Below are 24,909 nucleotides of genomic sequence, written 5' to 3' on the forward strand. Positions count from 1 at the left end.
TCACCCGAAGCTGCTGCAACGATTGCCGGAGCTGTGTCGGAGGCCGCGCTCACGCGGCGCCTCCGGCGCGCAGGCTCATGTCATCCTGTCGCCAGGCAAGCCGCACCGCGTCGCCTTCGGCGGGCTGCGGCTGGCCGTCGTTCTGGCGGATCACGATCGCAGGACCGCATTCGCTCTCGCACTGGAACAGCCAATGGTTGCCCTGGAAAATTCGCGTGACGATCTTCGCGGCCAGACCAACATCGGCGAACCCGATCCGCTCCGGGCGGATGCTGACCATCACGGGGCCCGTCAATCCGGCCGGCGCCGGCGCATGCCACGAGCCGGCAACCAGCCGTGCCGGGGCAGCGGTTCGATCGATCGTCGCGGCGAAGTCGTTGGTCTTGCCGAGGAACTGCGACACGAAGGCCGAGGCCGGCCGCTCATAGGTTTCCTGCGGCGTGCCGATCTGCTCGATGCGGCCCTGGCTCATGACGACGATCCGGTCCGACAGCGACATCGCCTCGTTCTGGTCATGGGTGACGAGGATCGTGGTGGTGCCGAGCGTCCGCTGGATCTGGCGCAGCTCGATCTGCATGCCTTCGCGCAGCTTGGCATCGAGGTTCGACAGCGGCTCGTCGAGCAACAGCACGCTCGGCCGGATCACCAGCGCGCGGGCGAGCGCCACGCGCTGCTGCTGGCCGCCAGACATGCGGCGCGGATAGCGTTCCTCATAGCCGGCGAGGCCGACCATCGCAAGCGCCGCACGAACGCGCTCGGCACACTCGGCGCGTGACACCCGGCGCATCTCGAGGCCGAAGGCGACGTTCTCCGCCGCGGTCATGTGCGGAAACAGCGCGTAGCTCTGGAACACGATGCCGAGCCCACGCTTGGCCGGAGGCACCGCGGTCAGGTCTTTGCCCTCGAGCCGGATCGCGCCGCGCGAGGGATCGAGGAAGCCCGCGATCATCTGCAAGGTCGTGGTCTTGCCGCAGCCGGAGGGGCCGAGGAAGGAGATGAACTCCCCCTTGCCGACCACAAGGCTGAAGTCATCCACGACGGTCTGCGCGCCGAACTGCTTGCAGAGGCGATCGAGCTCGAGAAAGGCCATGGCTCTTGTTCCGGTGCTGCGATCAGCTCAGCGCTCGACCTCGCGATTCCAGCGCTTGGTCCACTCCTCGCGCCTGTCGTTCATGATGCTCCAGTCGGGTGTGTAGAGCTTGGCGGCGCGCTCGCCGATCGGCGCCATCTTCCCGAGTTCGGGTGCCACCACCAGCGATTTCAGCACCGGGCCATAGCCGTAATCCTTCAGCATCACGAGCTGAATTTTTGGCTCGAGCAGTTTCTGGATGAAGCTGGATGCGAGCGGCGACGCATTGGCCTTGGCGATCGGACAGGCGGTGGTCAACAGCGTGACCGCGCCTTCCTTGGGATAGACGAAATCGACGGGAAAGCCGCTATTGGCGAAGCTCTGCACACGGCCCGAGCCCCAGACCGCCAGCAATGCCTGGCCGGATTGGAACAGCTCGGTCATCTTTCCCGGCGAAGGCTCATAGGCCAGCACGTTGGGATTGATGTCGTCCTTGAAGATCTTGAAGCCGGCATCGACATTGGCTTCGCTGCCGCCGTTCATCCTGGCGAGCATCAACAAGGCGTTCAGGCCGTAGGTGTTGTTGATCGGCGGAATCACCAGCTTGTTTTGGTACTTCGGATCCTTGAGATCGTTCCAGGAAGTCGGCGGCGCCCAGCCTTTCTCGGCAAAGACCTTGGTGTTGTACATCAGGCCGGTCGCGACCAGACCGATCGCAACCGCGCGATCGTCCTTGAAACGAGCCGCGTCATAGAGACCGGCCGGCACACCCTCGACCTTGCCGCAGAAGCCCAGCTGGATCGCCTGGTACATCGGACCGTCGTCGACGATGATGACATCGATCTGCTGGTTGCCTTTCTGCGCCTGCAGCTTGGCCAGCGTGTCCGTCGAGTTGCCGGCGACATATTCGACCTTCACGCCGTTCGCCTGCTCGAACGCCGGGATCACCTCATCGCGGATCGTCTTCTCGAACGAGCCGCCATAACCGGCGACGTAGAGGGTCTTCTGCTGGGCCGAGGCATCAGACGGAAGGGCGGCCAGCGCCGCGATGCTGATCGCCGTCAGAAGGCTGAAACGCTTCATGTGGACCAATCTCCAACCAAAGGGAGCCCATGCCCCCTATGTGCCGCAAAAACGGGCTGTCTCCAGCGCTGATGAAAAAGATCGCAGCGCACGCTTCCATCGTCCAATGAATAATGGCACCCTCTGCATGCCGAAATGTTATGAATGGATGTGGGATGGCGCGGATCAACCCGCGGCAGGTGGAAGCCTTCCGGGCCATGATGCAGACCGGGAGCGTGACCGAGGCGGCAAAACTGATGGCCGTGACCCAGCCGGCGGTCAGCCGGTTGCTGCGCGACTTCCAGGCGCTTTTGAAGATGGAACTGTTCGAGCGGCGAGGCGCCGGACTGGTGCCGAGCGCCGCCGCAATGGCGCTCTATACCGAGGTCGAGCGCTCCTTTGTCGGTCTCGATCGCATTACGGCGGCGGCCGAAGAAATCCGCGGCCGCCGCACCGGCACCTTGCGGATCGCGGCGCTGCCGGCGCTCTCGAACGGCTATCTGCCGCGGCTCGCCGGGCACTTCCTGAAAGAACGGCCCAACCTCAACCTTGCCTTCTTCGGCGTGATTTCGCCGATCGTGGTCGATTGGGTGCTGAACAATCAGTGCGACCTCGGCTTCGCCGAAGTGCCGATCGCGCATTCCGGTCTGCCGAGCCTGCGATTGCCGGCACCGGCGCGCGTCGCGGTGCTGCCGGACGGACACCGCCTTGCGGCAAAGCAAGTTCTCGAGCCGCGCGATTTCGAGGGCGAGACGTTCGTGTCGCTGTCGGCCGGAACGACCGGCCGGCACCTGATCGACCAGGCCTTCAACCGCGACGATGTCCGCCGCGTGTTGAGGGTCGAGACCCATCTTTCGGAGATCATGTGCGGAATGGTGTCGTCCGGCCTCGGCGTCGCAATCTGCGATCCCTTCACGGCGCAGGAGTTCGCAACGCGCGGGGTCGTCGTGCGTCGCTTCGTGCCACGGATCGATTTCGAGTTTGCGGCGGTCTTTCCTGCGCAACGCAGCCCATCCCCCGTGGCTCTGGACCTGGTGGAATCCGTGCGGCAGGCGCTCGTCGAGATGGATCGCAATCCACTGTGATCGCCACGCATCCGGCAAGCTTGCCTGCGCACTCATTTGGCGTGCGTCGGATCGCCGTTGCCAGACAATATCTGGGCGGCGCCGCCGATACCGCGGACGAAGGCTTCATCGAAGGTCACGCCGCGGAACTGCCAGCTATAGTCCTTGCCCCGCCAGGACATCTGGTAGCGCGTGGTCCAACCGAGATCATTGTCATCCCAGACCAGCCGCCCCACCAGCACGGCCTCGCCGCCGAGCGCCGATGCGATCGATGCCAATGTCGCAGGCGGCATTGTCAACAGTTCGATTTCCCTTGCGTTCGCTGCCGCCAGTGCCGCGGCGGCCGGCAGCACGACCTGCATGCCGCGCTTGCCGGCCGCCGTGGCGAGCGCATCGCGCTGCAAATCCGACTTCGTCCCGTCTGACGTGACGATGAAATCCTTCGCCCCCTGCTGCATCTCGACGAAGACGCCGAGCACCGGCCGGTGCGACAGCCACGGCTTGAGCTTGAGTTCACCGAGGATGCCGTCGACCTGCTTGGCGTCGAAATTCACCGTCAGATCGTAGGGCCGGTCGCGGGTGCCCTGCTCGTCGCGATGCGGCTTGCCGGCGAACTGGTCGTGATAGCTGAAGCTGCTGACGAACTCCTTCGCCTTCGCCTTGTAGGGCGGCAGCCGGTCATCGCCCGCGAGATCGGGCTGACCGGAGACCTTGATCAGGACATCCTCGAGGCATGCGCCGAAGCCGAGCAGGCGATTGGGCTCAAGCTGGCCGGTGACGACGGCTTGCGCGTGGTAGAGATTGTCGTCGGCCGCAGCGGCCGCGTGGCTCCAGCAGATCAAGGCTGCCGCGAGGATAGCGATGAGGCTCCGTCCCGATTCACGTAAGGCTGCCATGATCCCCTCCCGCTTCGCGATATCGGTTGTCATCGGCGCAGATTGCCCGTATTTCGCAGCCCCGCCAACCGGCTCGGACATGCAGGCCACGCTCCGCGCGCACTATGGCCACCCGTAGCCAGCCTGACATATGCTCGTCCCGCAACACATGGTTTGCAGGAGACGTCCCTTGAAATGCTATGAGCTGCAAGGTCCTGATGGCGTTGACGCGCTCGCGCTGGTCGACAAGCCGGTTCCGCAAGCCGGCCCCGGCGAGGTGCTGGTGCGATTGAAGGCGGCGACGCTGAACTATCGCGATTTGCTCACGGTCAAGGGCGGCTACGGCTCGCGCCAGAAGTTTCCGCTGGTGCCGGTCTCCGACGGCGCGGGTGTCGTCGAGGCGGTCGGGGCAGGCGTCAAACATTTCGCACCGGGCGACCGCGTCATCGGCAGCTTCTTCGAAAACTGGCTCGGCGGCGAGCCGAATGAGATGCGGATGCGCGCCGCGCTCGGCGGCAGCGTCGACGGCGTGCTGACCGAGTACCGGGTGTTTCCAGCGCACGCGCTGGTGCGTACGCCGGCTCATCTCAGCGATGTCGAGGCAGCGGCGCTGCCATGCGCCGGCCTCACGGCGTGGAGCGCGGTGGTCAAACTCGGCGATTTGAAGCCCGGACAGACGGTGCTGACGCAGGGCACCGGCGGCGTCTCGCTGTTCGCACTTCAGTTCGCCAGGATGTGCGGCGCGAGGGTCATCGCGACCTCCTCCAGCGACGCCAAGATCGCGCGACTGAGGGAGCTCGGCGCCGACGTCACGCTCAACTACAAGAGCACGCCCGACTGGGGCAAGAAGGCACGCGAACTGACCGGGCGCGGTGTCGATCTCGTCGTCGAGGTTGGCGGCGTCGGCACACTGAACGAGTCGATCCGCGCAACACGAATCGGCGGCACCATCGCCTTCATCGGCGTGCTCGCCGGGCCTGCTGCTTCTGAAACGCGGCTGCCGCTGATGGTGATGCAGCAGCAACGGCTGCAGGGCGTCACGGTGGGATCGGTCGAGGACCTGCAGGCGCTCTGCGACGGCATCAGCCTGCACGGCGTCAAGCCGGTGATCGACAAGGTGTTCGCGTTCGACGAGGTCAAGGACGCGTTCGCGCATATGGCGAGCGGAGCGCATTTCGGCAAAGTGGCGATCGCCATCGGGGAGCGTGACTGAGGTCAAGACCTAGCGCCCCGTGAACTGCGCCTTGCGCTTCTCGACGAAGGCCTTGCGGCCTTCCAGCGCATCCGCGCTCTGCCGGATCACGGACTGCAGCTCGATCTCGCGGCGGAACTGCGCCTCGTAGCTGGCGTGCTCGCTCTCCTCGAGCAGTTGCCGCGTTGCGACCAGCGCCCGGGTCGGCCCCTCGCCGAGACGGCGGGCGAGCGTCATTGCCTCGTCGAGCAATTTACCGTCGTCGACGATCTCGCGCACCAGCCCCACTCCTTGGCCCGCTCGGCCGAGAGCGGCTCGTTCAACAACATCAGGTCGAGCGCGCGCTGTCGGCCGATCAGGCGCGGCAACAGCCAGGTCGAGCCGAGATCGGGCACAAGGCCGATCCGGCTGAACACCTGGATGAAGCTCGCCGAGCGCGTCGCGATGATGATGTCACCGGACATCGCGAGGCTGAAGCCGCCCCCGGCCGCGACGCCGTTGACGGCGACGACGACCGGGACGCGGCATTCGCGCAAGGACCGCATTGCCGGCCAATAATGCGTCATGACGCCGGCGACGATGTCGTTGCCGAGCGACTGGAACGCCTTGAGATTCTGGCCTGAGCAGAATCCGCGCCCTTCCCCGGTCAGCACCAGCGCACGGATGCCGGCATCATCCGTCATCTCGCCGACCGCAGCCGCCAAATCGCCCAGCAGTTCCGGCGTCATCGCATTCAGGCTGGTAGGGTCGTTCAGCGTCAATATGCCGACATTGCTGTCCCGCTCGCGCTTCACAATGGTCATTTTCCTCTCCCGTGGAATGGCTTCTTCTTGCGCTGACTGTGCCATGCTTGGCATGCTACGCCAACTCGCCCCATCAGCAACAACAACAGCGAAAACAGCGCCATGTCCGATCAGTTCTCCAACTCGCAAGTGATCCGCAAACCCGCCGTCGCATCCAAGGGCGGCATCGTCGCCACGCAGTCGCGCAAGGCCGCCGAAGTCGGTGCGGAGGTATTGGCTGGTGGCGGCGATTGCGTCGACGCGGTGATTGCAACCACCTTCGCACTCGGCGTGCTCGAGCCGTGGATGAGCGGCGCCGGCGGCGGCGGCGCCATGGTGCTCTATCGCGCCCGTGAGAACCGCTATGAAGTGATCGACTACGGCATGCGCGCGCCCGACAGCCTGCGCCTCGAGGATTATCCGCTGGCCGGCAGCGGTACCGCCTCCGACATCTTTCCCTGGGCGCGGGTCAAGGACGACCGCAATCTGCACGGCCCCGGCTCGATTGCGGTCCCCGGCGTGGTCGCGGGCATGGAGGAGGCGCATCGCCGCCACGCCAGGCTGCCGTGGAAAGATCTGGTTGCGCCGAGCATCGAGCTTGCCGGCGAAGGCCTGCTGGTGGATTGGTGGACCACCGCGATGATCGCAAGCTCCGCCGCCGATCTCCGCCGCTATCCCGCCAGCGCCGCGGCGTATTTGCAGGACGGCCTGCCGCCGACTGCGCCATGGGGCATCAAGTCGGTCGTGCGTATGCCACAGGACCGGCTGAAGGCGACGATGGCGCAGCTTGCCGCGGCGGGTCCGCGCGATTTCTACGAGGGCGATCTGGCGCGCAGTATTTCCGACGACATCCAGGCCGCCGGCGGCGCGCTGTCGGTGCGCGATCTCGCCACGTTCCGTACTCATCTGCGCGAGCCGCTGGCGATCCCCTATCGCGGCGGCACGGTCTACGCGACGCCGGAACTGACCGCGGGTCCCACCATGGCGCGCACGCTCGGTCTTTTGCAGAAGGCCTTCGAGCCCACGCGCGGCGGCCCGGATGCGGCGGCCTATGCGGCGTATGCTGAAACACTGCAGGCCGCCTATCGCGAGCGGCTGAAGGACATGGGCGATGTCGACGGCCGCCGTTCGCTCGGTGCCGAGGCGATCGCGCCGGCCTGCACGACGCATTTCTCGGCGGTCGATCGTGACGGCAACATGGCCGCAGTGACGCAGACGCTGCTGTCGAATTTCGGCTCGCGCTTCGTGACGCCGAGCACCGGCCTCACCATGAACAACGGCATCATGTGGTTCGATCCGACGCCGGGCAATTCGAACTCGCTCGCCGGTGGCAAGCGTTGCCTGACCAATTACACGCCCGTGGTGGCGCAGGCCGCCGATGGCCGCCGCCTCGCCGCCGGCGCATCCGGCGGCCGCCGCATCCTGCCCGCGGTGTCGCAACTGCTGTCTTTCGTGATGGATTTCGGCATGGACCTCGACACCGCGATCCATCAGCCGCGGATCGACGCCAGCGAGGGCGCGGTTGTGATCGGCGACGTGCGGCTTCCGGCCGCCACCCGCGATATGTTACGCGGCCGTTTCGACTTCGTGGAAGCGCGCATCCAGACCCTGCCAATGAAGTTCGCCTGCCCGAGCCTCGTGCTGCGCGACGGCACCACCAACAGCGGCGCCACCGAGCCGTTCCAGCCCTGGGGCGATGCAGTGGCGGAGGGGTGACTCGCTGTCATCCCTGCGAAAGCAGGGGACCCATTACCACCGCTATCAGTTGTTGCGTTACGCTGAAACGACGAGTCCCATTCACAACACGGGCCTCGGCGTATGGGTCCCTGCTTTCGCAGGGACGACAGCGAATGTGTGGCGTGTCCTGAGTCATACAGCCGCGTTCTCGCGACATGATTTGCCCGAGTTTTGCGTTTCGTTTGCCCTCTCATTGTGTAGAGGGCGCAGGGAAAGCCGGGTGCCGATCGCACCCATGGGCCCGGTGCAACAGAAAGCACCGGGGTAGGACCACAGGTGTAACCGGGAACTCCGGCTTTCCCTGCGCGATGGGTTACGGCTTATACGTGCTCTCCCCGGTGAGACTGGGCTTGCTTGTCACCGCCGTCAGCAGAGAGATTTCCCCTCTGCTGATGAGACACCTGCCACTAGGGCGTCAGGCCTGCACGACTTCGCCGTCCGCCTCATGCGCACTCGTCTGTTGCGCAATCGGCGTCCACCGCATCCCACCGCGCGTTCGTGACGTGCGCTCGCCCCTCAATCGGGTGGGACGGGCACATCTATAGCACTGAGTTGCGCTTCCGAAAATCAGAATATTTTTCACTCAAGGTCTTGCCCCGTCGGGCAAATCAGTGCCATGGGGCAGCAGCCCTCCCCCCATTATCTGTAAATGCATGTAAATTAAGCTGAAGCGATCAGCCGCGCGTGAAGCGCAATATCCCACATTTTGGGCAAAATTTGCCGTTTATTTCGACGCGTTGACGTCCATATTAACCTGTATATACATACTTTGTTCGAAGCCTGGGGGAGCTTGCGATGAGCCGCGACACCACGATCGAGATGCGTGAGGCCTGTACCTGCATGCGGTTGCGCCGCGTCGGCCGCCGGGTCACCCAGCTCTACGACCGTCACCTTGCATCGGTCGGCCTGACGTCGGGCCAGCACGGGCTGCTGGCCCGGCTACACAGCGCGAGCCTGCACGGCAAGACCGCGCTTCCGATCGGCACGCTCGCCGACCTGCACGGCATGGACCCGACCACGCTGACGCGAAACCTCAAACTGCTACTCAATGCGAAGCTGGTGCGCAACGGGCGCGACGAGACGGACCGCCGCGTGCGCACGGTGGCGCTGACCGACGCAGGCCGCAAACGCCTGCTCGAGGCCGCGCCGGAATGGCGCAAGGCGCAGCGCGAGGTCGAGAGCGCGCTCGGCACCGAAGCGACGCTGGCGCTCAACGGCCTGCTCGACCTCGCCAACGCAAAGCTTCCGGCCTGACGCCACGAACGGAGATATTGATCATGTCGCAGACGTCGCCTTCCCGCCGCGCGGTCGCGCAACCAGGCGTCATGCGCGCGCCGGCCGACATGCTCGACGGCCCGATCGTGCCTACGCTGCTGCGCCTGGCACTGCCGACGATCGTGGTCCTGGTGATGCATACGCTGGTTGGTGTTCTCGAAACCTATTTCATCGGCTTTCTCGGCACCGCCGCGCTTGCCGGCACCGCGCTGGTGTTTCCAGTGCTGATGCTGATGCAGATGACGTCGAATGGCGGCGTCGGTGGCGGCGTCGCCTCGGCGGTTGCGCGCGCGATCGGCGCCGGCCGCCGCGACGACGCCGAGGCGCTGGCGTGGCATGCGGTGGTGATCGCCATAGCGCTCGGCGCGGTGTTTTGCATCGCTGCGATCGCCAGCGGCCCGCTGCTCTATCGCGCGATGGGCGGCCAGCATGACACGCTCACCGCGGCGCTGACCTATTCGAACGCGGTGTTCGCGGGATCGATTCCGATCTGGATCGTCGCCCTGCTCTCGGCGGTACTGCGCGGTGCGGGCAATGTTCGGGTACCCGCGATGGTGACGCTGACGGGCGCGATCCTGCTCGTGCCGCTGTCACCGGCGCTGATCTTCGGCATCGGCCCGATGCCGCGGCTCGGCGTGGCCGGCGGCGGTGTCGCGATCGTGAGCTATTATCTGATCGGCCTGGCGATGCTGGTCGGCTTCATGCGATCGGCGCGCAGCCCGGTCAGGCTGCGCATCACGCCGCTCAGCGGCCGGCTGTTCCGCGACATCCTCGGGGTCGGTTTCCTGTCGGCCATCGGCACCATCATGGCCAACCTCACGGTCGCGCTGGTCACCGCCGCGGTCGGGCGTTTCGGCGCCGACGCGATCGCCGGTTATGGACTCGGATCGCGGCTCGATTATCTGCAGATCCCGCTGATGTTCGGGCTCGGCACCGGGCTGGTCACGATGGTCGGCGTCGCCACCGGCGCCGGCCAGACCGCGCGCGCGACCCGCATCGCCTGGACCGGCGTGGGCATTGCGTTCGTCATTACCGAGACGATCGGGCTCGCCGCGGCGCTGTTCCCGACCGCCTGGCTCGGCCTGTTCTCCAGTGCGCCGCAGGTGCTGGCGGAAGGCTCGCTCTATCTGCGCACGGTGGCGCCGTTCTACGGCGTGGTCGGCGCCGGCATGGCGCTGTATTTCGTAGGCCAAGGCGCCCGGCGCGTGTTGATCCCGCTGCTCGCCGGCGCCGTGCGCCTGATCGTGGCCGCCGGCTTCGGCTGGCTCGCGGTCGCCGTGTGGGGCGCGGGACTGCCGACCTTGTTCAGTATCGTGGCCGTCTCATCGGTGCTGTTCGGCGGCATCATCGTATCAGCGACATTCGCGCGAACGCGGAACGAGCGCCGTGCCGTGATCCAGCCCGTTCCCGCCGAGTAGGCGCCGAGGGGATCGCGGCCCGCAGGGCATCGCTGCGTCTGATCGCCGTGCTCAGCCTGAGATGCATTTAAGGTCTTAGAGACCGAGTGTGATCTCAACCCAGTGAACGATGGTTTCACTATTGAGGAACGCGATCACTGTCGGTTCAAGCGCTGTTGCATCAGGGTGCGCGACGAGGGCCGTTGCGACGACGACGTCGCATCGATCATTGAACGCAATCGCCACGGCCGACCCTCGGGACCTTGCAGTCGTGTGTACTCGGCTTCGACCTTTCATGCGGCCAACGGTAATGGCACTTCCGGCGGGTGAAGCGAGGCGCGGTTCGCCGATGAATCTGAGATCGGCTACGCGATCGAGTTCCTCATCATCTGCAACGCCTGTGGTACAGTTACAGAAGCCGAGCTTCGCGCGGATATAGAGTTTGACCCCGACGCCGCAGTCGGTAGCCGCGCACTCGAACGCCTTGCCCTTTCCCCATTCGTCCATTGGAAATGGCCATTCTGCTTCCGTCCAGAGGGGGTGGTGAGGAGTTGCCAGCTTGCGGTCGTTTGCGACTGAGCGCCATCCGTCATAGACGAGCGGAATTGAGCCTCCGAGGCAAAGGCCCGCGATGACGGCTATGAGAATGCTTCTTCTCATCGGACGCAGCCAGAGTCACCGTTTTCTTAATTGCCTGCCACAAACGATCGGGCCGCCACCAAGGACGGCCGATCCGAATTGGATTCGGCCGCAAGTTCGATCAGCTTGCCGTAGAGCACTTTCGCCTTGGCCGCGTCACCCGAGACCTGTGCTGCCGTGGCCGCCCCGACATAGCCGTTGAAGCGATTTGGCTCCTTCGCCATCGTGGCTTCGAATACTGCGAGCGCCTCTTTTGCCTTGCCGTAGTCCAGCAGCATGAACCCATACAACTCCCGCGCCGGCGCCAACGGGCCAGGTGTGACCGGCGCCTTTTCAGTCGCATCCTCGGCATCGACCGCGGAGCTCATTGCCTTCAGCGCTTCATCACGCGTGCCGGTCACGTAGAGGAGCCAAGCGGTGGCAGCCTGTTCCTGGACATCGACCTGGCCGGCCCAATAATCGTTCTTTGTCTCGCGAAGACTGTCGCGGAGCTCGGCGAGCTTGGCAATATCGCTTTTGGCGGCATCGATCTTGCCGGAACGAGCGGCGCCGATCGCCCGGGCAAAATGCGTAATCGCCATGGCTTGGGGAAATTTGCTGGTTTTGACGTCCAGGCTGGCCGCGCCCGTCCAATTGCCACGTTCCACCATATAGCGCGCCGGTGCGGCAGCCTGCGAGAACGCGGCCGCGAAAGCATCCGGAGCCGGTTGTGCAGCCTCGATGTCATTGATGACGGCGAGCGCTTCCTTGTCCTGGCCGAGCTGCAGATAGGCGTAGACGAGATAATCCTCTCCGTGCAGTTGGTCTCCGATTTCCTTTCCCTCCTTGGCAGCACGAACGGACGCCAGGTTTGCGCCGATCGATTCCTTCCAGTAACCGACCCGGGTAAAGATGTGCGACGGCATGTGCTGCGCGTGAGGCGCGTTCGGTGCAATCTTTGCGTAACGAAGCGCAGCGGGCAGCCCCCGCGCGGCGATCGATGGATAGTCATACAGATGGATCAGATAATGAGCGACGCCCGGATGCTGCGGTAGACGCGCGAAGATCGGCTCGAGAATGGCCGCGCCCTTGAGCTGATTGGCGTAGGTCTTGTCAGAAGGAAGCGCAGTAACGTTAAGTGCGATTGCATAGAATATCTGTGCCTCGTCATCCTCTGGATAGCGGCTGGCTAGAGCTTCCATCGCCTTGAGGTAGGACTGGACCCGCGCTTGGTGCGGGACTTTCTCGTAGTCAAGATACATCGCAGACAAGGCATCGATGTAGTCGCGTTCACGCTGGGTGGCGGCGCCGACCTCCTTTGCCTTTTCGATAGCCGCACGCCCGAGCGGGAGATTGGGCGCCGGAATCGGGCTGTGCGGGTTATTCAAGTATGATAACGCGATGCCCCAATACGCGATAGCGCATTTCGGATCGGCCTTGAGCACATCCTCATAAATTTCCCTCGACGCCGTGTACCAGAACGAATGCTGATACCGCATGGCACGGTCGAAACGCCGTTGCGCGGTCTCGTTGCACGACGTTTCGAAGTGAACAATCCCAAGCTTCTGATCGGCGTTCTCTTGTGCGATACCCGGTCCAGGAAATCCAAGACTTGTCACGCCTGCGATGCCAATTGCAAAAAGCGAAATGCGCATGTTGGGTTCTCCCTAATCGATTAAGTAAGTTTCTAGTCACAAATTTTCTCAGAGTATAAAACCTATCCGGTCGAAGCCTCCAACGTAACTCGTCGCAATACAACAGGCTTGGGGTGTTCGGGACAGCCCTGACATCGCACCGCTCGTGTATTCCGCTTTTCGCTGGTGACGTGCCGGACCTGCCGATGGACGTTGTAGGACGTGAACGGCCTGATACCATCGACCTGAAGATATCACAGCGGTGATCGACTTGGCTGATCAAAACGCGGACATGCCGCCCGGCGCCCAACTCCTCGGACGGGAGTGGCTGGGCTTTGACGGCGAGACAGCCTCGATCCGCTTCCAGGCGCAGCCGTCATTCACCAACCGCCATGGAACAATTCAGGGCGGCTTCCTCGCGGCCATGCTGGATTCAGCAACGGGGCTTGGTGCCCTGGCGGCGCTTCCTTCGACCCAGACGGTGGTGACGAAGAGCCTGAACACAAGCTTCCTCAAGGCCGCGAGCGTTGGCCCGATCACGGCCCATGCAAGAATAGTCTCGCGAACCGAGCGCGACATGATCGTTGAGGCCGATCTGGTCGACATCCAGGGCGTGACAGTGGCCAAAGCCACGGCGGAGCTACGCGTTCTCGAAAGGAAGTAGTTTCCGAGCCTCTACATCGGGAGACATCTACACGCCCAGCCGGTCCCTCACCCGCCCTGTCAGCACCGCGGCGGTGACGCCGACCCGCCAGAACGGATGCATCGGGATCGGCTTGATGCCGGTCACGGGCATGTCGATCTCGCACCTGTCGCCGCCGATCAGGCGGCGGGCGAGTTGCGCGCCCATCGCGGTCGAGAGCGCGACGCCGCGACCGTTGCAGCCGAGCGAGACCACGAGATTTTCCGCGGGCTCGTGGACATGCGGATAGTGATCGGCGGTGATGGCGAGCCGGCTGTTCCAACCATGGGTCCAGCCGACGCCTTTGAGCTGCGGCCACAGCCGCTCGGCGTAACGCATCAGATAGGCGACGTCAGTCGGCTTGCTGATCCAGCGCATCGGGCCGCGGCCGCCCATCAGCAGGCGATTGCGCTGGTCGATACGGTAATAGACCGTGATGTGGCCGCTCTCATAGAGCACCGGCCGGCTCGGCATGATCGCGCGTGCAACCTCGTCGGGCAGCGGCGCCGTACAGGCGATCGACGAGAACACCGGCACGATGGTGCGACGGAGCGAAGGCCAGAGATCGTCCGTAAAACCATTGGTCGCGAGCAGTACCTTGTCGGCATGCACCACCGCGCGCGGGGTCTCGATTCGCCAGCGGCCGCCGTCGCGGCGCAGCGACACGGCCGGTGTCTCGCCATGGACGGCGACGCCCGCGCCGATCGCGGCGCGTGCCAGTCCGCGCGCGTAGCTGAGCGGGTGCAAATCGCCACCGCGCGCATCCGACATGGCGCAGAGATAGCGGTCACTCCCGGTCATCTCGCGCATCTCGGTGGCATTGAGCAGCTTCACCGGCATGCCGCGCGCGATGCATTGCCTTGCGGTGGTCGCGATCGCGGCGGCGCTGGCTTCATTGTAGGCCGCGCGCAACGTGCCGTTCTGCCGCGCCTCGCAGGGGATCTGGTAGCGGCGGATCAGATCATGCGTGAAATTGGTGGTGCCGTAAGCGAAATCGATCATGCGGCGGCCGAGATCGGAACCGAAGTCCGCCTCGATCTGATCGGGGTCGTGCTTCAGCCCCGGATTTGTCTGCCCGCCATTGTTGCCGGAGGCACCCCAGCCAGGCTCCTGCGCTTCCAGCACCGTCGCAGGCACGCCCTGTTCGGCAAGATGCAGCGCGGTGGAGAGCCCGGTGAAGCCGCCGCCGATGATCGCGACAGGCACGCTCTTGTCCGTGGTCAACGGCGGCGTCGGCGTCGCCTCCACTGCGGTGTCGGCATAGAGGCTCGGCGGAAGCGGCAGGCGGATGGATGAGGTCATCGAAGGATACCAACTAACAGATGTTGTTGAGGCTCTCGGCGCGGCGGCGCACTCCGCTCACCTCTCCCGCTTGCGGGCAGGGCTATCGCATGTGGCCGAGGAGTTCAAAAAGGAAGGCATCGTTCCATCCGGCGCGTTTGAGCTTGCCGCGCAGGGAGACTGTGGTGTCTGGGTGAGCCTGGGCGACGTTGAGGGCCAGGCGGCGAAGCACGGCCAGATTGGCCGGTCCGTTGTCTTTGCGATTGCGAGCAAGATCCTCGTCGAGGGTGACGTCGAGCGGCCAGTGAAGGCTATTTTCGATGCCCCAATGAGCGCGGACGATGCGCAGGACCTCTTTGCGGCTATAGGGGCGGCTCATCAGGAAGTAGCGCTCGACCGTGTCGTCCTGGCCCCGCTTGCTGGTGATGCGGGCAACAGCTTTGAGGCCTGGAAAGTCGTGCTTCCTGGCCATGTCGGGAGCCGGTGCAACGAGAGCAACACGCTTTTCGTTGCGTCCATGTTCAGCGTCTTTGGTGGTGAGCGAGGTCTTGCCCTTGCGTTTGGCGGCGCGGATTGCGGCTTTGGCATCCTCCAACAGAGTAGGCTGGTTCGCCTTCACCGCCAGCACGTAGTCGCCGCCCCGTTCCACGATCGCCTTGGCCATCGCGCGGTGGCAATGCAGGGCGTCGGCTGTGACCACGCAGCCCTTGAGCTGCAGAAGCGCAAGCAACTGCAGGGCGCCATCGGCTTCGTTGTTGTTCGGCGCCAGCACATTGGCGAGCGCCATGCGCGTCTGCGCCGCCCAGGCGGTCACCATCACCGGCGGCATGTGGCTCTTGCCGCGTTCGTAGCCGCGCCGCAACGCTTTGCCGTCGAGCGCGATCACCCCGCGTGGCCGCTTGATCTTCGCGCCTTGCGCAAAGGCCTTCATGAAGCGCCGAAACGCGACCTCAAACGCCTTCGGGTCAAGCATCCGGAACACCCGACTGAATGTGTCGTGGCTCGGCAGACCGTTCTTAAGCTCCAGCACATCCTGCCAAAGATAGGCCTTCATCCGGGCAAACAGCGCCATGTCGGTGCAACTCGTCGCCCCGCACAGCGTCGCCATCAGCGCGAGGAACAATATCTCGGTCAGGTCATGCAGCGCGTTGTCGGCCCGCGGGTCGGGCAACTCCGAAAAGCATTCCGCAAATCTCTGCATCGGCTGCTCCCTCAAGATCAGGAGCTATCCTCAGAATCCTTTTCTTCCGATTTGGCAACTACTTGCAGGCACGCACATGCGATTCCCCTGCCCTTGCGGGGGAGGTCGCATTGCATCGAAGATGCAATGCGGGCGGGGGCTCTCTCCGCAATACGACTCGCGGTGAGACCCCCACCCCAGCCCCCCCCCCGCAAGCGGGAGAGGGAGGGGAGTGTCGATGCGGCTCGACTGGGCGTCATCAGCGTGAATCACAACGGATGCAGCACGCGGCGCAGGAAGTCCTGGGTGCGCGGGTGCTGCGGCTGGTTGAGGACGGATTTGGCGGCGCCCTGCTCGACGATGACGCCGCCATCGATGAACAGCACACGATCGGCGACGTCGCGGGCGAAGCCCATCTCGTGGGTGACGACGACCATGGTCATGCCGTCGTCGGCCAGTTTGCGCATCACCGAGAGCACCTCTCCGACCAATTCAGGATCGAGCGCCGAGGTCGGCTCATCGAACAGGATCGCTTTCGGCTGCATCGCCAGCGCACGCGCGATCGCAACGCGCTGCTGCTGGCCGCCGGACAGTTGCGGTGGGTGCACGTCGGCCTTCTCGACCAGCCCGACCTGCGCGAGCAGTGCCCGGCCGCGCGCGATCGCCGCATCGCGCGGCTCCTTCTTCACATAGAGCGGCCCCTCGATGACGTTCTCGAGCGCCGTGCGGTGCGGGAACAAATTGAAACGCTGGAATACCATCGAGACCTGCGTGCGCACCGCGACGATCGAGCGGTCGTTGCGATCAACGCGCGTGCCCTCGATGCTGATGTCGCCGGCATCATAGCCCTCCAGCCCGTCGATGCAGCGCAGGATGGTCGACTTGCCGGAGCCCGATGGGCCGATGATGCAGACCACCTCGCTCTTGGCGACCGAGGCGGTGATGCCCTTCAGCACCTCGACCTTGCCAAAGCTCTTGTGGACGTCCTTGAGCTCGATCATTTGCGGTTGGCCTTGTTCTCGAAATGCCGAACCAGCAGAATCAGTGGAATGCTCATGGTGAGGTACATCAGCGCGACAAGCGTGAACACGCTGGTGTTCTTGAAGGTCGACGAGGCGATCAGCTTGCCCTGCAGCGCCAGCTCGGCGACCGTGATGGTCGATGCCTGCGAGGAATCCTTCAGCATCATGATCATGACGTTACCATAGGGCGGCAGCGCGATCTTGACCGCCTGCGGCAGCACCACGCGGCGCATGGTGAGCCACCATCCCATCCCGATGGTCTGCGCGGCCTCGATCTGGCCCTTGTCGATCGCCTCGATGCCGGCGCGGAAGTTCTCGGCCTGGTAGGCCGAGTAGGCGATGCCGAGCCCGATGATCGCGGCCTGCAGCGCCGTCAGCGCAATGCCGAAATCAGGCATCACGAAGTAGATGTAGAACAGGAGCACGATGATCGGGATGCCGCGGATCAAATTGATCAACGCGGCGCTGAAGCCAGCAAGGATGCGGATGCCGGACACCCGCATCAACGCCCACAGCAGCCCGAGCACGGTCGACAGCACCAGCGAGCCGAGCGTGACGACGATGGTCAGCCAGACGCCCTGCAGCAGGATCGGCACGAACTCGACGGCGTCGCTGTAGAATTTCTGCATCGGGTCAAGCGCGGAGCTTCATGGAAACGGTTGACCAGTTCGCGCACGAGAGCCCGTAAATGTATCCAAGCCCGTCATTGCGAGGAGCAAAGCGACGAAGCAATCCATCTTTCCGCGGGCGCAGCACAATGGATTGCTTCGCTTCGCTCGCAATGACGTGGTTAGAGCTGTGAGCGCACGCAATCACGACGCATTGGCCTTCTGGCCCCATTTCTCTAGGATTTTTGCAACCGTGCCGTTGGCCTTGAGCTTGGCGAGCGAGGCGTTGATCTTGGAAAGTAGCTCCGCGTCACTCTTGCGGACGCCGATCGCCACCGTGCCGACGGTGACCGGCTTGTAGCTGTCGACCAGACGCACGTCGGCGAAATTGCCCTGCTGCAAATTGTAGGCGAGGATCGGATAGTCGGCGAACCCGGCCTTGAGGCGGCCCGCATTGACGTCGCGCAGGATGTCCGGAATGTTGTCGTAGACCTTGACCTCGCTGAACAGTCCCGTCTTTTTCAGCGCATCGACGAAAGCGGTCCCGACCTGGGCGCCGACGACCGTGCCCTTCAACTCCTCCTGCGAGACATACGCCTTGGTGTCGGCCTTCGGCACCACCAGACCCTCACCATAGGTGTAGACGGCATCGGAGAAGTCGATCACCTCCTTGCGCGCCGCGGTCGCGAACATCGCAGCCGCGATGATGTCGATCTTGTTTGATGTCAGCGAGGGGATCAGCGCCGAGAACTGCATCGGCTCGATCTGCACGGCAAAGCCGGCGTCCTTGCCGACCTCGGTGGCGAGATCGACCATGATGCCCTGGATCGTGTTGGTCTTGGTGTCGAGGAAGGTGAAGGGGATGCCGGTCGGCGTCGAGCCGACCTTCAGCGTTTGCTGTGCCTGAGACGGCGAACTCAAGGCCATGGCGAGGACCGCGGCGGCGGCCGTGACGAGACGCTGAAAGGACATCGCAAGTGCTCCCAAAGCTGACACCGGTGGCCGCGTCGCCCGTTTCGAGCTTATGGTTGCGGACGACGCCGTTCCGGCCTATTTTCACCAATATGAAATTGTGGTCACGAAATGGCAGGTAATGCAAGCGGTTTTCATGCACATGAAGGAAGCGGCCTGACGTGAGCGGCGGCAAGAGAATGCGCAAAGCGACGGCAGCCAAGTCTGCAAAAACGAAGTCTGCAAAAACGAAGCCTGCAACAACGAAGCCAGCGACCACGCGCCGCGCGGCGCGGAAGCCGGCCGAGCCGGCGATGGATCTTGCGGTCGGACGCCGCATCCGCGATCTGCGCCGCGCGAGAGCGATGTCGCTGGAGACGGTCGCCGCGCGCGCCGACCTTTCGATCGGCTTCATCAGCCAGATCGAACGCGGCCTGTCGTCGCCCTCGCTGCGCGCGCTCGCGACGCTGGCCGACGTGCTCGGCGTCGGCATCGCCGCGCTGTTCGGCGCGACGCCAGGCGACGGCGGCGCGTCAGACGGCGTCGTCACACGCGAGGTGCAGCGTGCCGAGCTGAAGCTGTGGCGCACCGGCGTCTCAAAGCAATTGCTGAGCCCTGCCGGCATCGAGAGCCGGCTCAATCTGTTCCTGGTGCATCTCGAGCCCGGCGGCAGCACCGGCGACGAGCTCTACACCCATGACGGCGAGGAAGCCGGCCTCGTGCTTCAGGGCGAGATGATTCTGACCGTCGACGCCGAGACCTGGACGCTGAAAGAGGGCGACAGTTTCCGGTTTGCCAGCCGCAGGCCGCACCGGTTTTCCAACCCGGATAGTGAGGCGAAGGCGGTGGTGCTGTGGGTGAATTGCTTGACGGCGGCGGGGTGAATCGTAGAGCCTGTGAACCAATTGGGTTTGTGTAGCGGCATCCGAAGTAGGAGCCGTTAGTTCTTGCGTGCAGAGGAGCAATCGGGTCGGATTGCTCGGCTGTGGTTGCGGGGACTATGCCTTGGCGAGGCGATGGCCTTGCAGGACGTTGTTGGCGAGAGCGTACCAGAGCACGACGGCGCGGACCTTGTTGATACCGCGCACGGTCAGTTGCCTGAGGTCCCAGTTGCGCCAGCGGGCATGGATGCATTCGCAGATCGTACGGACCTTGTACTGTGCCTTGCCTGCTTCGCTGGTCATGCGAGCCCGCCAGGCGGATACTCCGGGACCATCGCTGCTCCGGGGTAAAAAAGGATCGACACCGCTCCTGGATTGAGGCGGAGGGCAGTAGACCTCGATACCTTCGCCATGCGCCCATTCGATGTCCTCGCCGCTGCAGAACCCGCCGTCGACGAGGTGGCGGCGAGGAAAGCGCTTCAGCAATGCGTGGGTTCGTTCCAGCATCGGCCGCATCAGGCCGCGATCTGATCCATTGTTGTCGACATCGACCGTGACCACGATCAGTTCGCCCGCCGCACTGGCGACCTGCACGTTGTAGGCCGGGCGGAAGCCGGCATCCGCCATCTTCATCACCCGTGCCTGCGGGTCGGTGGTGGAAGCTCGAGGCTCCTTCGGCTTTTTGCCATTGCCGCCTTTTTCGTCGAGTTGCTTTCGCTTGCGCTTGATCTCGGCCAGTGCCGCTTGCGCCGCTTGCACCCGTTCGTTGCGTTCGCGTGCTGCGCGCTCCTTGGCGGCTCGGATCCGCCGATTGCTGGCTTCCGGATCCGCATCGACCTCGCGCTTGAGGTCCTCCACCACCGCCTGGGCCTGGGCCATCTGCCGATCTAGCGTCGCCTCTCGTCGGAACGAGCCAGTTCCTGCGCTCGCCCGTATCCGCACCCCGTCCTGAGCCAGCTTCTCCAGATCAACCAGCCCCACCTTGCTCAGGGCCATCAGATGCTCGACCAGCAAACGGTCGAGCAGGTCAGCACAACCGACCCGGAAGTCCGACAGCGTGTGATAGTTCAAAGAGACGCCGCCGCAGAGCCAGCGGTAAACGTCGTGGCTGTTGCAGAGCCGGTCCAGCGCCCGCGCGCTGCCAACGCCGTCACTTGTTGCGTACAGCCACAGCGCCAGCAGCAGCCGGGGTGATGGCGCCGGATGACCCGGCCGGTTCTCTCGCGCTTTGACCCGGTCTTCCAATGCACTGAGGTCGAGCCCTTCGACATAAGCCCAGATCACCCGTGCTGGATGATCCTGCCCAATCAGGCTGTCGATATCGACCGCTCGCAGTTCCACTTGGTCGCGCACCGGCTCCCGCAGCCGAGGTGCACCGCGCGGCATCGCCTCGGTCCGTGGCGCCGACTGCTCCGGCAAGTCGTCGAACAGCTTGTCGTCAGCCATCAGTCTCTCCAGCAAATCAACCTGCCAAGAGAATCACATCAGCCCGACATATGGCATAAAAAGATTCACAGCCTCGTAGGGTGGGCAAAGCGAAGCGTGCCCACCCTCGCGAGCACGGTGCCGGATGGTGGGCGCGGCGCAAGCGCGCCTTTGCCCACCCTACGAACCGCTGCTCCGCTATCGCGTCAAGCCGATAACCCCATCACCAATTCCTCGATCCTGATCGGAAACCGCCGGACGCGGATGCCGGTGGCGTGCCAGACGGCGTTGGCGACCGCGCCGGCGCTGCCGGTGATGCCGATCTCGCCGACGCCCTTGATGCCGAGCGCATTGACATGCGGATCGTGCTCGTCGACCGTGATCACGTCCATCGGCGGCACATCGGCATTTACAGGCACGTGATACTCGGCGAGGTTCGCGTTCAGGATGCGGCCCGATCTGTGATCCGTCACCGCCTCCTCATGCAGCGCGAACGACAGGCCCCAGATCATGCCGCCATAGAGCTGGCTCTGCACCATCAGCGGATTGATGATGCGGCCGGCGGCAAATGCGCCGACCATCCGCGTCACGCGAATCTGGCCGAGCTCCGGATCGACCTTGACCTCGGCAAACACGGCGCCATGCGCGTGCATCGCGTAGTGCGACTGCGCCGCCGGGTCAGCCGCGCCGCTGCCGCTGGCGTCGATCTCGGCAAGACCCGCGCGCGTCAGGATATCGGCATAGCTTTCGTTGCGTGTCTCGTCGTCGCGGCGATGCAGCCGCCCGGCCCTTGCGGCCACACCGGCATTGCCGGCGCCGAACAGCGGCGAGCGTTCGTCCGACATCGCGAGATCCGCGAGCCTGGCGATCACGGCGGCGCCGGCGTTGTGGATCGCAGCACCGACGGTTGCCGTGTGCGCCGAGCCGCCGGCGATGCCGGCATCCGGCAGATCCGAGGTGCCGGATTTGAACGCGACCTGATCGAAATCGAGGCCGAGCGCGTCGGCCGAGATCTGAGCCAGCGCCGTCCAGGCGCCCTGCCCCATGTCATGCGCGCCGGTTTCCATCGCGCCACGCCCGTCGGCGCGGAGCACCGCGCGCGCATTGCCCTGGAACATCAGCGCCGGGAACGTCGCGGTGCCCATGCCCCAACCGACCAGAAAGCCGGCCTCGTCGCGCATCTGCTTCGGTTGAAGCGGACGCCGCGCCCAGCCGAAACGTTCGGCGCCTTTGGCGTAACACTGGCGCAGCGCCTTCGAGGAGAACGGTTTGCCCGTGGTCGGCTCGACCTCGGCATAATTCTTCAGGCGGAACGCCAGCGGATCGATGCCGCAGGCAAACGCCGCCTCGTCGATCGCGCTCTCCAGTGCGATCGATCCGGTGGCCTCGCCCGGCGCGCGCATGAACAGCGGCGTACCGGTGTCGACGCGCACCGCCTCATGCGCGGTCCGGATCGCCGGGCTCGCATACAGCGTGTGCGAGGCATCGGCTGCGGGCTCGTAGAAATCATCGAAGCTGGAGGTCGTGATTTTGGCGTGATGATCGATCGCCGTGAGCATGCCATCATCGTCGGCGCCGATGCGCAGCCGCTGCCGGGTCGGTGCGCGATGGCCGACGGGGCCATACATCTGGCTGCGGCGCAGCACCAGCTTGACCGGGCGCCCGACGAGCTTTGCCGCCATGACCCCGAGCACCTGCGGCCCGGAGACGAGGCCCTTGGAGCCGAAGCCACCGCCGAGAAACGGGCTGTTGATGTGGATATTAGCAGGCGGAATACCGAACAGCCCGCCGATCCGCATCTGCGCCATCGCCATGCCCTGGCTCGGCGTGTCGATGAAAAGTTTGTCACCGTCCCACACCGCGACAATCGCGTGCGGCTCCATCGCATTGTGATACTGCGCCGGCGTCTCATAGGTCGCGTCAATCCGCTTCGAGGCCGCGGCAAGGCCCGCATCGATATCGCCGTGCGAGACTTCGGCCGGATTGCCGATTCCGACCACTGGCGGGACGTAGCTGTCGCCGGCGTCGAGGCCGACGCGCGCAATCTCGACCTGATAGCGCGGCGACAACTGCGTCGCGCCTTCGGTGGCGGCCTCCAGCGTCTCGGCAATCACGACCGCGATCGCCTGGTTGGCGTAGCGCACCTCGTCGCTCTGCAGGAGCTCCATGCGGAACGCAAACGGATTACCCTTGGCATCGGGGTCTTCGGCAAGCTGTGGCTTGTGCGCCGGCGTCATGACGTCGACGACGCCGGGATGGCGTTTCGCCGCGGCGATATCGAGCGAGGTGACGCGACCGCGCGCGATGCAGCTCGTCGCGATCACGGCATAGAGCATGCCGGGCGGATGATTGTCGGCGGCATAACGAGCCTTGCCGGTCACCTTCAGGACACCGTCCGTGCGGGTCAGCGGCCGGCCGATATTCGAGCCGTGCCTGAGATGGGCGGGGTCGCGGGTCAAATGGATCTCGGGCGCCATGCGTTACGCTCCTGAAACGGACGAGAAGGGAGAGCCGGGCAGCGCGGCAATCCGGGCCGGGGTGCCGGCGGCGGCAAGCGTCAGCGCACGCACGATGATGCGTTGCGCCAGTTCGATCTTGAACGCATTATCGCCGGACGGTTTTGCCTCGGCGAGTGCGGCGCGTGCCGCCTCGCGATACTTGGCCGCATCGGGCGCAGCGCCGGCGAGCAGCTGCTCGGCCTCACGCGCCCGCCACGGCTTTGCGGCGACGCCGCCGAGCGCAAGCCGTGCCTCGCGGATCCGGCCTTGCTCGATCCGAAGGCCGGCTGCCACGGACACCACTGCGAAGGCATAGGACGTGCGCTCGCGGACCTTGATATAGCGCGCATGCGCGGCAAAGCCTTGCGCCTCGGCCGGCAGGCGCAACGCGACGATGAGATCGCCGGGCTCCAGCGCGGTCTCGCGCTCCGGCGTGTCGCCGGGCAAACGATGCAGCGCCTCGAGCGGCAATTCGCGGCGTCCGCGCTTGCCCTCGATCTCGACCACGGCATCGAGCGCAACCAGCGGCACGCAGAAATCGGACGGATGGGTCGCGATGCAGCCCTCGCTCCAGCCGAGCACCGCGTGCAGGCGGTTCTCGCCCTCGCGCGCGTCGCAACCGGCGCCTGGTGAGCGGCGGTTGCAGGAGCTCGCCGCGTCGTAGAAGTAAGCGCAACGCGTCCGCTGCATGAGATTGCCGCCGACGGTCGCCGCGTTGCGCAGTTGCGCCGACGCGCCGGACAGCAGCGCCTCGGCGACGGCAGGATAGGCGCGCGCGAACGCGTCGTCATGCGCGAGGTCGGCATTGCGCACCAGTGCGCCGATGCTCAGAGAGCCATCGGCCAGTGGTTCGATGCGATCGAGGCCCGGCAGGCGCGTGACGTCGACCAGGCGGCTCGGCCGGCTGATACCACCCTTCATCAGATCGAGCAGATTGGTGCCGGAAGCGAGATAGGCCGATCCCTGTTCCGATGCCGCCGCGATCGCCTCGGATACGTTGGCCGGCCTGACGTAATCGAAATTCATCATGCGGAGCGCCTCTGTTTGCCAGCGTTGATATCGGCCTGTGCCTCGATCACGGCCTCGGTGATCCCGGCATAGGCGCCGCAGCGGCAGAGATTGCCGCTCATGCATTCGCGGACGCGCTCCGGGTCGCCGCCGGCCTGGCCCTCCTCGATCAGGCCGATCGCGCTCATGATCTGGCCCGGCGTGCAGAAGCCGCACTGGAAGCCGTCATGCGCGATGAATGCGGCCTGCACCGGATGCAGCTGATCGCCGTGCGCGACGCCCTCGATGGTGGTGATCTCGGCGCCGTCATGGCTGACGGCGAGCGCGAGGCAGGAATTGATCCGGCGTCCGTCGACCAGGATGGTGCAGGCGCCGCACTGGCCGCGGTCGCATCCCTTCTTGGTTCCGGTCAGGTCGAGCCGCTCGCGCAGCAGATCGAGCAGGGTGACACGGGGATCGTCGAGCGCGATGTCGCGGCGCACGCCGTTGATGGTCAGGCTGATGGGGAGATTCATGCAGGGCTCCGATCCGTGTATGGTCGGTTGAATCGAGGACAACGCCAGCCAATGACGGCCGATCCATCATCGGCACGCCTTGTCAGGCCGGGTGCTGGTCGCCATATACGGAGGCATCCTCCGGTTAACAAGGGAGGGGAAAAAGAAAAAGGG

The 24,909-nt window shown here is 64.7% G+C and carries 21 protein-coding genes and 1 pseudogene; 7 read left to right on the forward strand and 15 right to left on the reverse strand.

Features of this window, described 5'->3' with window-relative positions; all coding sequences use genetic code 11:
- Window positions 1–49: 49 nt before the first annotated feature.
- Together ACP2YO_RS36710 and ACP2YO_RS36715 are read right to left on the reverse strand one after the other, a co-directional pair.
- On the reverse strand, window positions 50–1,090 hold the full coding sequence (locus ACP2YO_RS36710) for an ABC transporter ATP-binding protein (RefSeq protein ID WP_426435948.1): 1,041 nt from the start codon (window positions 1,088–1,090) through the stop codon (window positions 50–52).
- Between the two features lie 27 nt (window positions 1,091–1,117).
- Complete coding sequence (locus ACP2YO_RS36715) at window positions 1,118–2,152, reverse strand: ABC transporter substrate-binding protein (RefSeq protein WP_426435949.1); 1,035 nt, start codon at window positions 2,150–2,152, stop codon at window positions 1,118–1,120.
- A gap of 155 nt (window positions 2,153–2,307) precedes the next feature.
- On the opposite strand from ACP2YO_RS36715, the gene ACP2YO_RS36720 reads away from it, so the two are divergent.
- Window positions 2,308–3,216, forward strand: coding sequence for a LysR substrate-binding domain-containing protein (locus tag ACP2YO_RS36720; protein WP_426435950.1), 909 nt, complete (start codon window positions 2,308–2,310; stop codon window positions 3,214–3,216).
- 32 nt (window positions 3,217–3,248) lie between these two features.
- Here the strand turns inward: ACP2YO_RS36720 and ACP2YO_RS36725 are convergent, their stop codons facing one another.
- On the reverse strand, window positions 3,249–4,091 hold the full coding sequence (locus tag ACP2YO_RS36725; RefSeq protein WP_426435951.1) for a DUF2066 domain-containing protein: 843 nt from the start codon (window positions 4,089–4,091) through the stop codon (window positions 3,249–3,251).
- 169 nt (window positions 4,092–4,260) lie between these two features.
- On the opposite strand from ACP2YO_RS36725, the gene ACP2YO_RS36730 reads away from it, so the two are divergent.
- Window positions 4,261–5,283: a zinc-dependent alcohol dehydrogenase family protein gene (locus tag ACP2YO_RS36730; RefSeq protein WP_426435952.1), complete on the forward strand. Its 1,023-nt coding sequence runs from the start codon at window positions 4,261–4,263 to the stop codon at window positions 5,281–5,283.
- A 9-nt stretch (window positions 5,284–5,292) separates the two neighbouring features.
- Here the strand turns inward: ACP2YO_RS36730 and ACP2YO_RS36735 are convergent.
- A pseudogene (locus ACP2YO_RS36735) lies at window positions 5,293–6,119 on the reverse strand (enoyl-CoA hydratase-related protein).
- A gap of 48 nt (window positions 6,120–6,167) precedes the next feature.
- On the opposite strand from ACP2YO_RS36735, the gene ACP2YO_RS36740 reads away from it, so the two are divergent.
- The 3 genes from ACP2YO_RS36740 to ACP2YO_RS36750 all read left to right on the forward strand — a co-directional run bounded on the left by ACP2YO_RS36740 (window position 6,168) and on the right by ACP2YO_RS36750 (window position 10,474).
- The gene (locus ACP2YO_RS36740) at window positions 6,168–7,760 is read left to right on the forward strand and encodes a gamma-glutamyltransferase (protein ID WP_426435953.1); all 1,593 of its coding nucleotides are present in this window, start codon (window positions 6,168–6,170) and stop codon (window positions 7,758–7,760) included.
- A gap of 816 nt (window positions 7,761–8,576) precedes the next feature.
- Entirely contained in the window at window positions 8,577–9,035 is a 459-nt protein-coding gene (locus ACP2YO_RS36745) for a MarR family winged helix-turn-helix transcriptional regulator (RefSeq protein ID WP_426435954.1), read from the forward strand.
- Between the two features lie 23 nt (window positions 9,036–9,058).
- Window positions 9,059–10,474: an MATE family efflux transporter gene (locus ACP2YO_RS36750; RefSeq protein ID WP_426435955.1), complete on the forward strand. Its 1,416-nt coding sequence runs from the start codon at window positions 9,059–9,061 to the stop codon at window positions 10,472–10,474.
- Window positions 10,475–10,549: 75 nt separating this feature from the next.
- Here the strand turns inward: ACP2YO_RS36750 and ACP2YO_RS36755 are convergent, their stop codons facing one another.
- Both ACP2YO_RS36755 and ACP2YO_RS36760 read right to left on the reverse strand, forming a co-directional pair.
- Window positions 10,550–11,113 (reverse strand): hypothetical protein, encoded by a 564-nt coding sequence (locus ACP2YO_RS36755; protein WP_426435956.1) that lies wholly within the window; start codon window positions 11,111–11,113, stop codon window positions 10,550–10,552.
- 26 nt (window positions 11,114–11,139) lie between these two features.
- Complete coding sequence (locus tag ACP2YO_RS36760; RefSeq protein WP_426435957.1) at window positions 11,140–12,726, reverse strand: tetratricopeptide repeat protein; 1,587 nt, start codon at window positions 12,724–12,726, stop codon at window positions 11,140–11,142.
- A 241-nt stretch (window positions 12,727–12,967) separates the two neighbouring features.
- Here ACP2YO_RS36760 and ACP2YO_RS36765 point away from each other — a divergent pair, with 241 nt between their 5' ends.
- Window positions 12,968–13,369, forward strand: coding sequence for a PaaI family thioesterase (locus tag ACP2YO_RS36765; RefSeq protein ID WP_426435958.1), 402 nt, complete (start codon window positions 12,968–12,970; stop codon window positions 13,367–13,369).
- A 27-nt stretch (window positions 13,370–13,396) separates the two neighbouring features.
- Here ACP2YO_RS36765 and ACP2YO_RS36770 read toward each other — a convergent pair whose 3' ends face one another.
- From ACP2YO_RS36770 to ACP2YO_RS36790, 5 genes are all read right to left on the reverse strand, one after another.
- Complete coding sequence (locus ACP2YO_RS36770; RefSeq protein WP_426435959.1) at window positions 13,397–14,689, reverse strand: NAD(P)/FAD-dependent oxidoreductase; 1,293 nt, start codon at window positions 14,687–14,689, stop codon at window positions 13,397–13,399.
- A gap of 82 nt (window positions 14,690–14,771) precedes the next feature.
- Window positions 14,772–15,869, reverse strand: coding sequence for an ISAs1 family transposase (locus ACP2YO_RS36775; protein ID WP_426435191.1), 1,098 nt, complete (start codon window positions 15,867–15,869; stop codon window positions 14,772–14,774).
- A 248-nt stretch (window positions 15,870–16,117) separates the two neighbouring features.
- Window positions 16,118–16,849 carry an amino acid ABC transporter ATP-binding protein gene (locus tag ACP2YO_RS36780; RefSeq protein ID WP_426435960.1) on the reverse strand — a complete coding sequence of 244 codons (732 nt, stop codon included), beginning with the start codon at window positions 16,847–16,849 and terminating at the stop codon, window positions 16,118–16,120.
- Window positions 16,846–17,499, reverse strand: coding sequence for an amino acid ABC transporter permease (locus tag ACP2YO_RS36785; protein WP_426435961.1), 654 nt, complete (start codon window positions 17,497–17,499; stop codon window positions 16,846–16,848). The genes ACP2YO_RS36780 and ACP2YO_RS36785 overlap by 4 nt, the downstream gene beginning before the upstream one ends.
- 183 nt (window positions 17,500–17,682) lie before the next feature.
- Complete coding sequence (locus tag ACP2YO_RS36790; RefSeq protein WP_426435962.1) at window positions 17,683–18,450, reverse strand: ABC transporter substrate-binding protein; 768 nt, start codon at window positions 18,448–18,450, stop codon at window positions 17,683–17,685.
- Window positions 18,451–18,611: 161 nt separating this feature from the next.
- On the opposite strand from ACP2YO_RS36790, the gene ACP2YO_RS36795 reads away from it, so the two are divergent.
- Window positions 18,612–19,313 carry a cupin domain-containing protein gene (locus ACP2YO_RS36795; protein ID WP_426435963.1) on the forward strand — a complete coding sequence of 234 codons (702 nt, stop codon included), beginning with the start codon at window positions 18,612–18,614 and terminating at the stop codon, window positions 19,311–19,313.
- A gap of 114 nt (window positions 19,314–19,427) precedes the next feature.
- Here ACP2YO_RS36795 and ACP2YO_RS36800 read toward each other — a convergent pair whose 3' ends face one another.
- From ACP2YO_RS36800 to ACP2YO_RS36815, 4 genes are all read right to left on the reverse strand, one after another.
- A complete protein-coding gene (locus ACP2YO_RS36800) occupies window positions 19,428–20,756 on the reverse strand; it encodes an IS1182 family transposase (protein WP_426435964.1) in 1,329 nt (442 codons plus the stop codon).
- Between the two features lie 185 nt (window positions 20,757–20,941).
- Window positions 20,942–23,212 carry a xanthine dehydrogenase family protein molybdopterin-binding subunit gene (locus ACP2YO_RS36805; RefSeq protein ID WP_426435965.1) on the reverse strand — a complete coding sequence of 757 codons (2,271 nt, stop codon included), beginning with the start codon at window positions 23,210–23,212 and terminating at the stop codon, window positions 20,942–20,944.
- A 3-nt stretch (window positions 23,213–23,215) separates the two neighbouring features.
- The gene (locus tag ACP2YO_RS36810; protein WP_426435966.1) at window positions 23,216–24,262 is read right to left on the reverse strand and encodes an FAD binding domain-containing protein; all 1,047 of its coding nucleotides are present in this window, start codon (window positions 24,260–24,262) and stop codon (window positions 23,216–23,218) included.
- Window positions 24,259–24,756 (reverse strand): (2Fe-2S)-binding protein, encoded by a 498-nt coding sequence (locus ACP2YO_RS36815; protein WP_426435967.1) that lies wholly within the window; start codon window positions 24,754–24,756, stop codon window positions 24,259–24,261. Before ACP2YO_RS36815 ends, ACP2YO_RS36810 begins: the two co-directional genes overlap by 4 nt.
- Window positions 24,757–24,909: the final 153 nt, after the last annotated feature.

It is taken from the genome of Bradyrhizobium genosp. P, from assembly GCF_049949265.1.
GTDB lineage: Bacteria > Pseudomonadota > Alphaproteobacteria > Rhizobiales > Xanthobacteraceae > Bradyrhizobium.

Coding starts and splice junctions, on each gene's coding strand:
- ACP2YO_RS36710 (WP_426435948.1), bottom strand. CDS start 1,090: ATGGCCTTTCTCGAGCTCGATCGCCTCTGCAAGCAGTTCGGCGCGCAG.
- ACP2YO_RS36715 (WP_426435949.1), bottom strand. CDS start 2,152: ATGAAGCGTTTCAGCCTTCTGACGGCGATCAGCATCGCGGCGCTGGCC.
- ACP2YO_RS36720 (WP_426435950.1), top strand. CDS start 2,308: ATGGCGCGGATCAACCCGCGGCAGGTGGAAGCCTTCCGGGCCATGATG.
- ACP2YO_RS36725 (WP_426435951.1), bottom strand. CDS start 4,091: ATGGCAGCCTTACGTGAATCGGGACGGAGCCTCATCGCTATCCTCGCG.
- ACP2YO_RS36740 (WP_426435953.1), top strand. CDS start 6,168: ATGTCCGATCAGTTCTCCAACTCGCAAGTGATCCGCAAACCCGCCGTC.
- ACP2YO_RS36745 (WP_426435954.1), top strand. CDS start 8,577: ATGAGCCGCGACACCACGATCGAGATGCGTGAGGCCTGTACCTGCATG.
- ACP2YO_RS36750 (WP_426435955.1), top strand. CDS start 9,059: ATGTCGCAGACGTCGCCTTCCCGCCGCGCGGTCGCGCAACCAGGCGTC.
- ACP2YO_RS36755 (WP_426435956.1), bottom strand. CDS start 11,113: ATGAGAAGAAGCATTCTCATAGCCGTCATCGCGGGCCTTTGCCTCGGA.
- ACP2YO_RS36760 (WP_426435957.1), bottom strand. CDS start 12,726: ATGCGCATTTCGCTTTTTGCAATTGGCATCGCAGGCGTGACAAGTCTT.
- ACP2YO_RS36770 (WP_426435959.1), bottom strand. CDS start 14,689: ATGACCTCATCCATCCGCCTGCCGCTTCCGCCGAGCCTCTATGCCGAC.
- ACP2YO_RS36775 (WP_426435191.1), bottom strand. CDS start 15,869: ATGCAGAGATTTGCGGAATGCTTTTCGGAGTTGCCCGACCCGCGGGCC.
- ACP2YO_RS36780 (WP_426435960.1), bottom strand. CDS start 16,849: ATGATCGAGCTCAAGGACGTCCACAAGAGCTTTGGCAAGGTCGAGGTG.
- ACP2YO_RS36785 (WP_426435961.1), bottom strand. CDS start 17,499: ATGCAGAAATTCTACAGCGACGCCGTCGAGTTCGTGCCGATCCTGCTG.
- ACP2YO_RS36790 (WP_426435962.1), bottom strand. CDS start 18,450: ATGTCCTTTCAGCGTCTCGTCACGGCCGCCGCCGCGGTCCTCGCCATG.
- ACP2YO_RS36800 (WP_426435964.1), bottom strand. CDS start 20,756: ATGGCTGACGACAAGCTGTTCGACGACTTGCCGGAGCAGTCGGCGCCA.
- ACP2YO_RS36805 (WP_426435965.1), bottom strand. CDS start 23,212: ATGGCGCCCGAGATCCATTTGACCCGCGACCCCGCCCATCTCAGGCAC.
- ACP2YO_RS36810 (WP_426435966.1), bottom strand. CDS start 24,262: ATGATGAATTTCGATTACGTCAGGCCGGCCAACGTATCCGAGGCGATC.
- ACP2YO_RS36815 (WP_426435967.1), bottom strand. CDS start 24,756: ATGAATCTCCCCATCAGCCTGACCATCAACGGCGTGCGCCGCGACATC.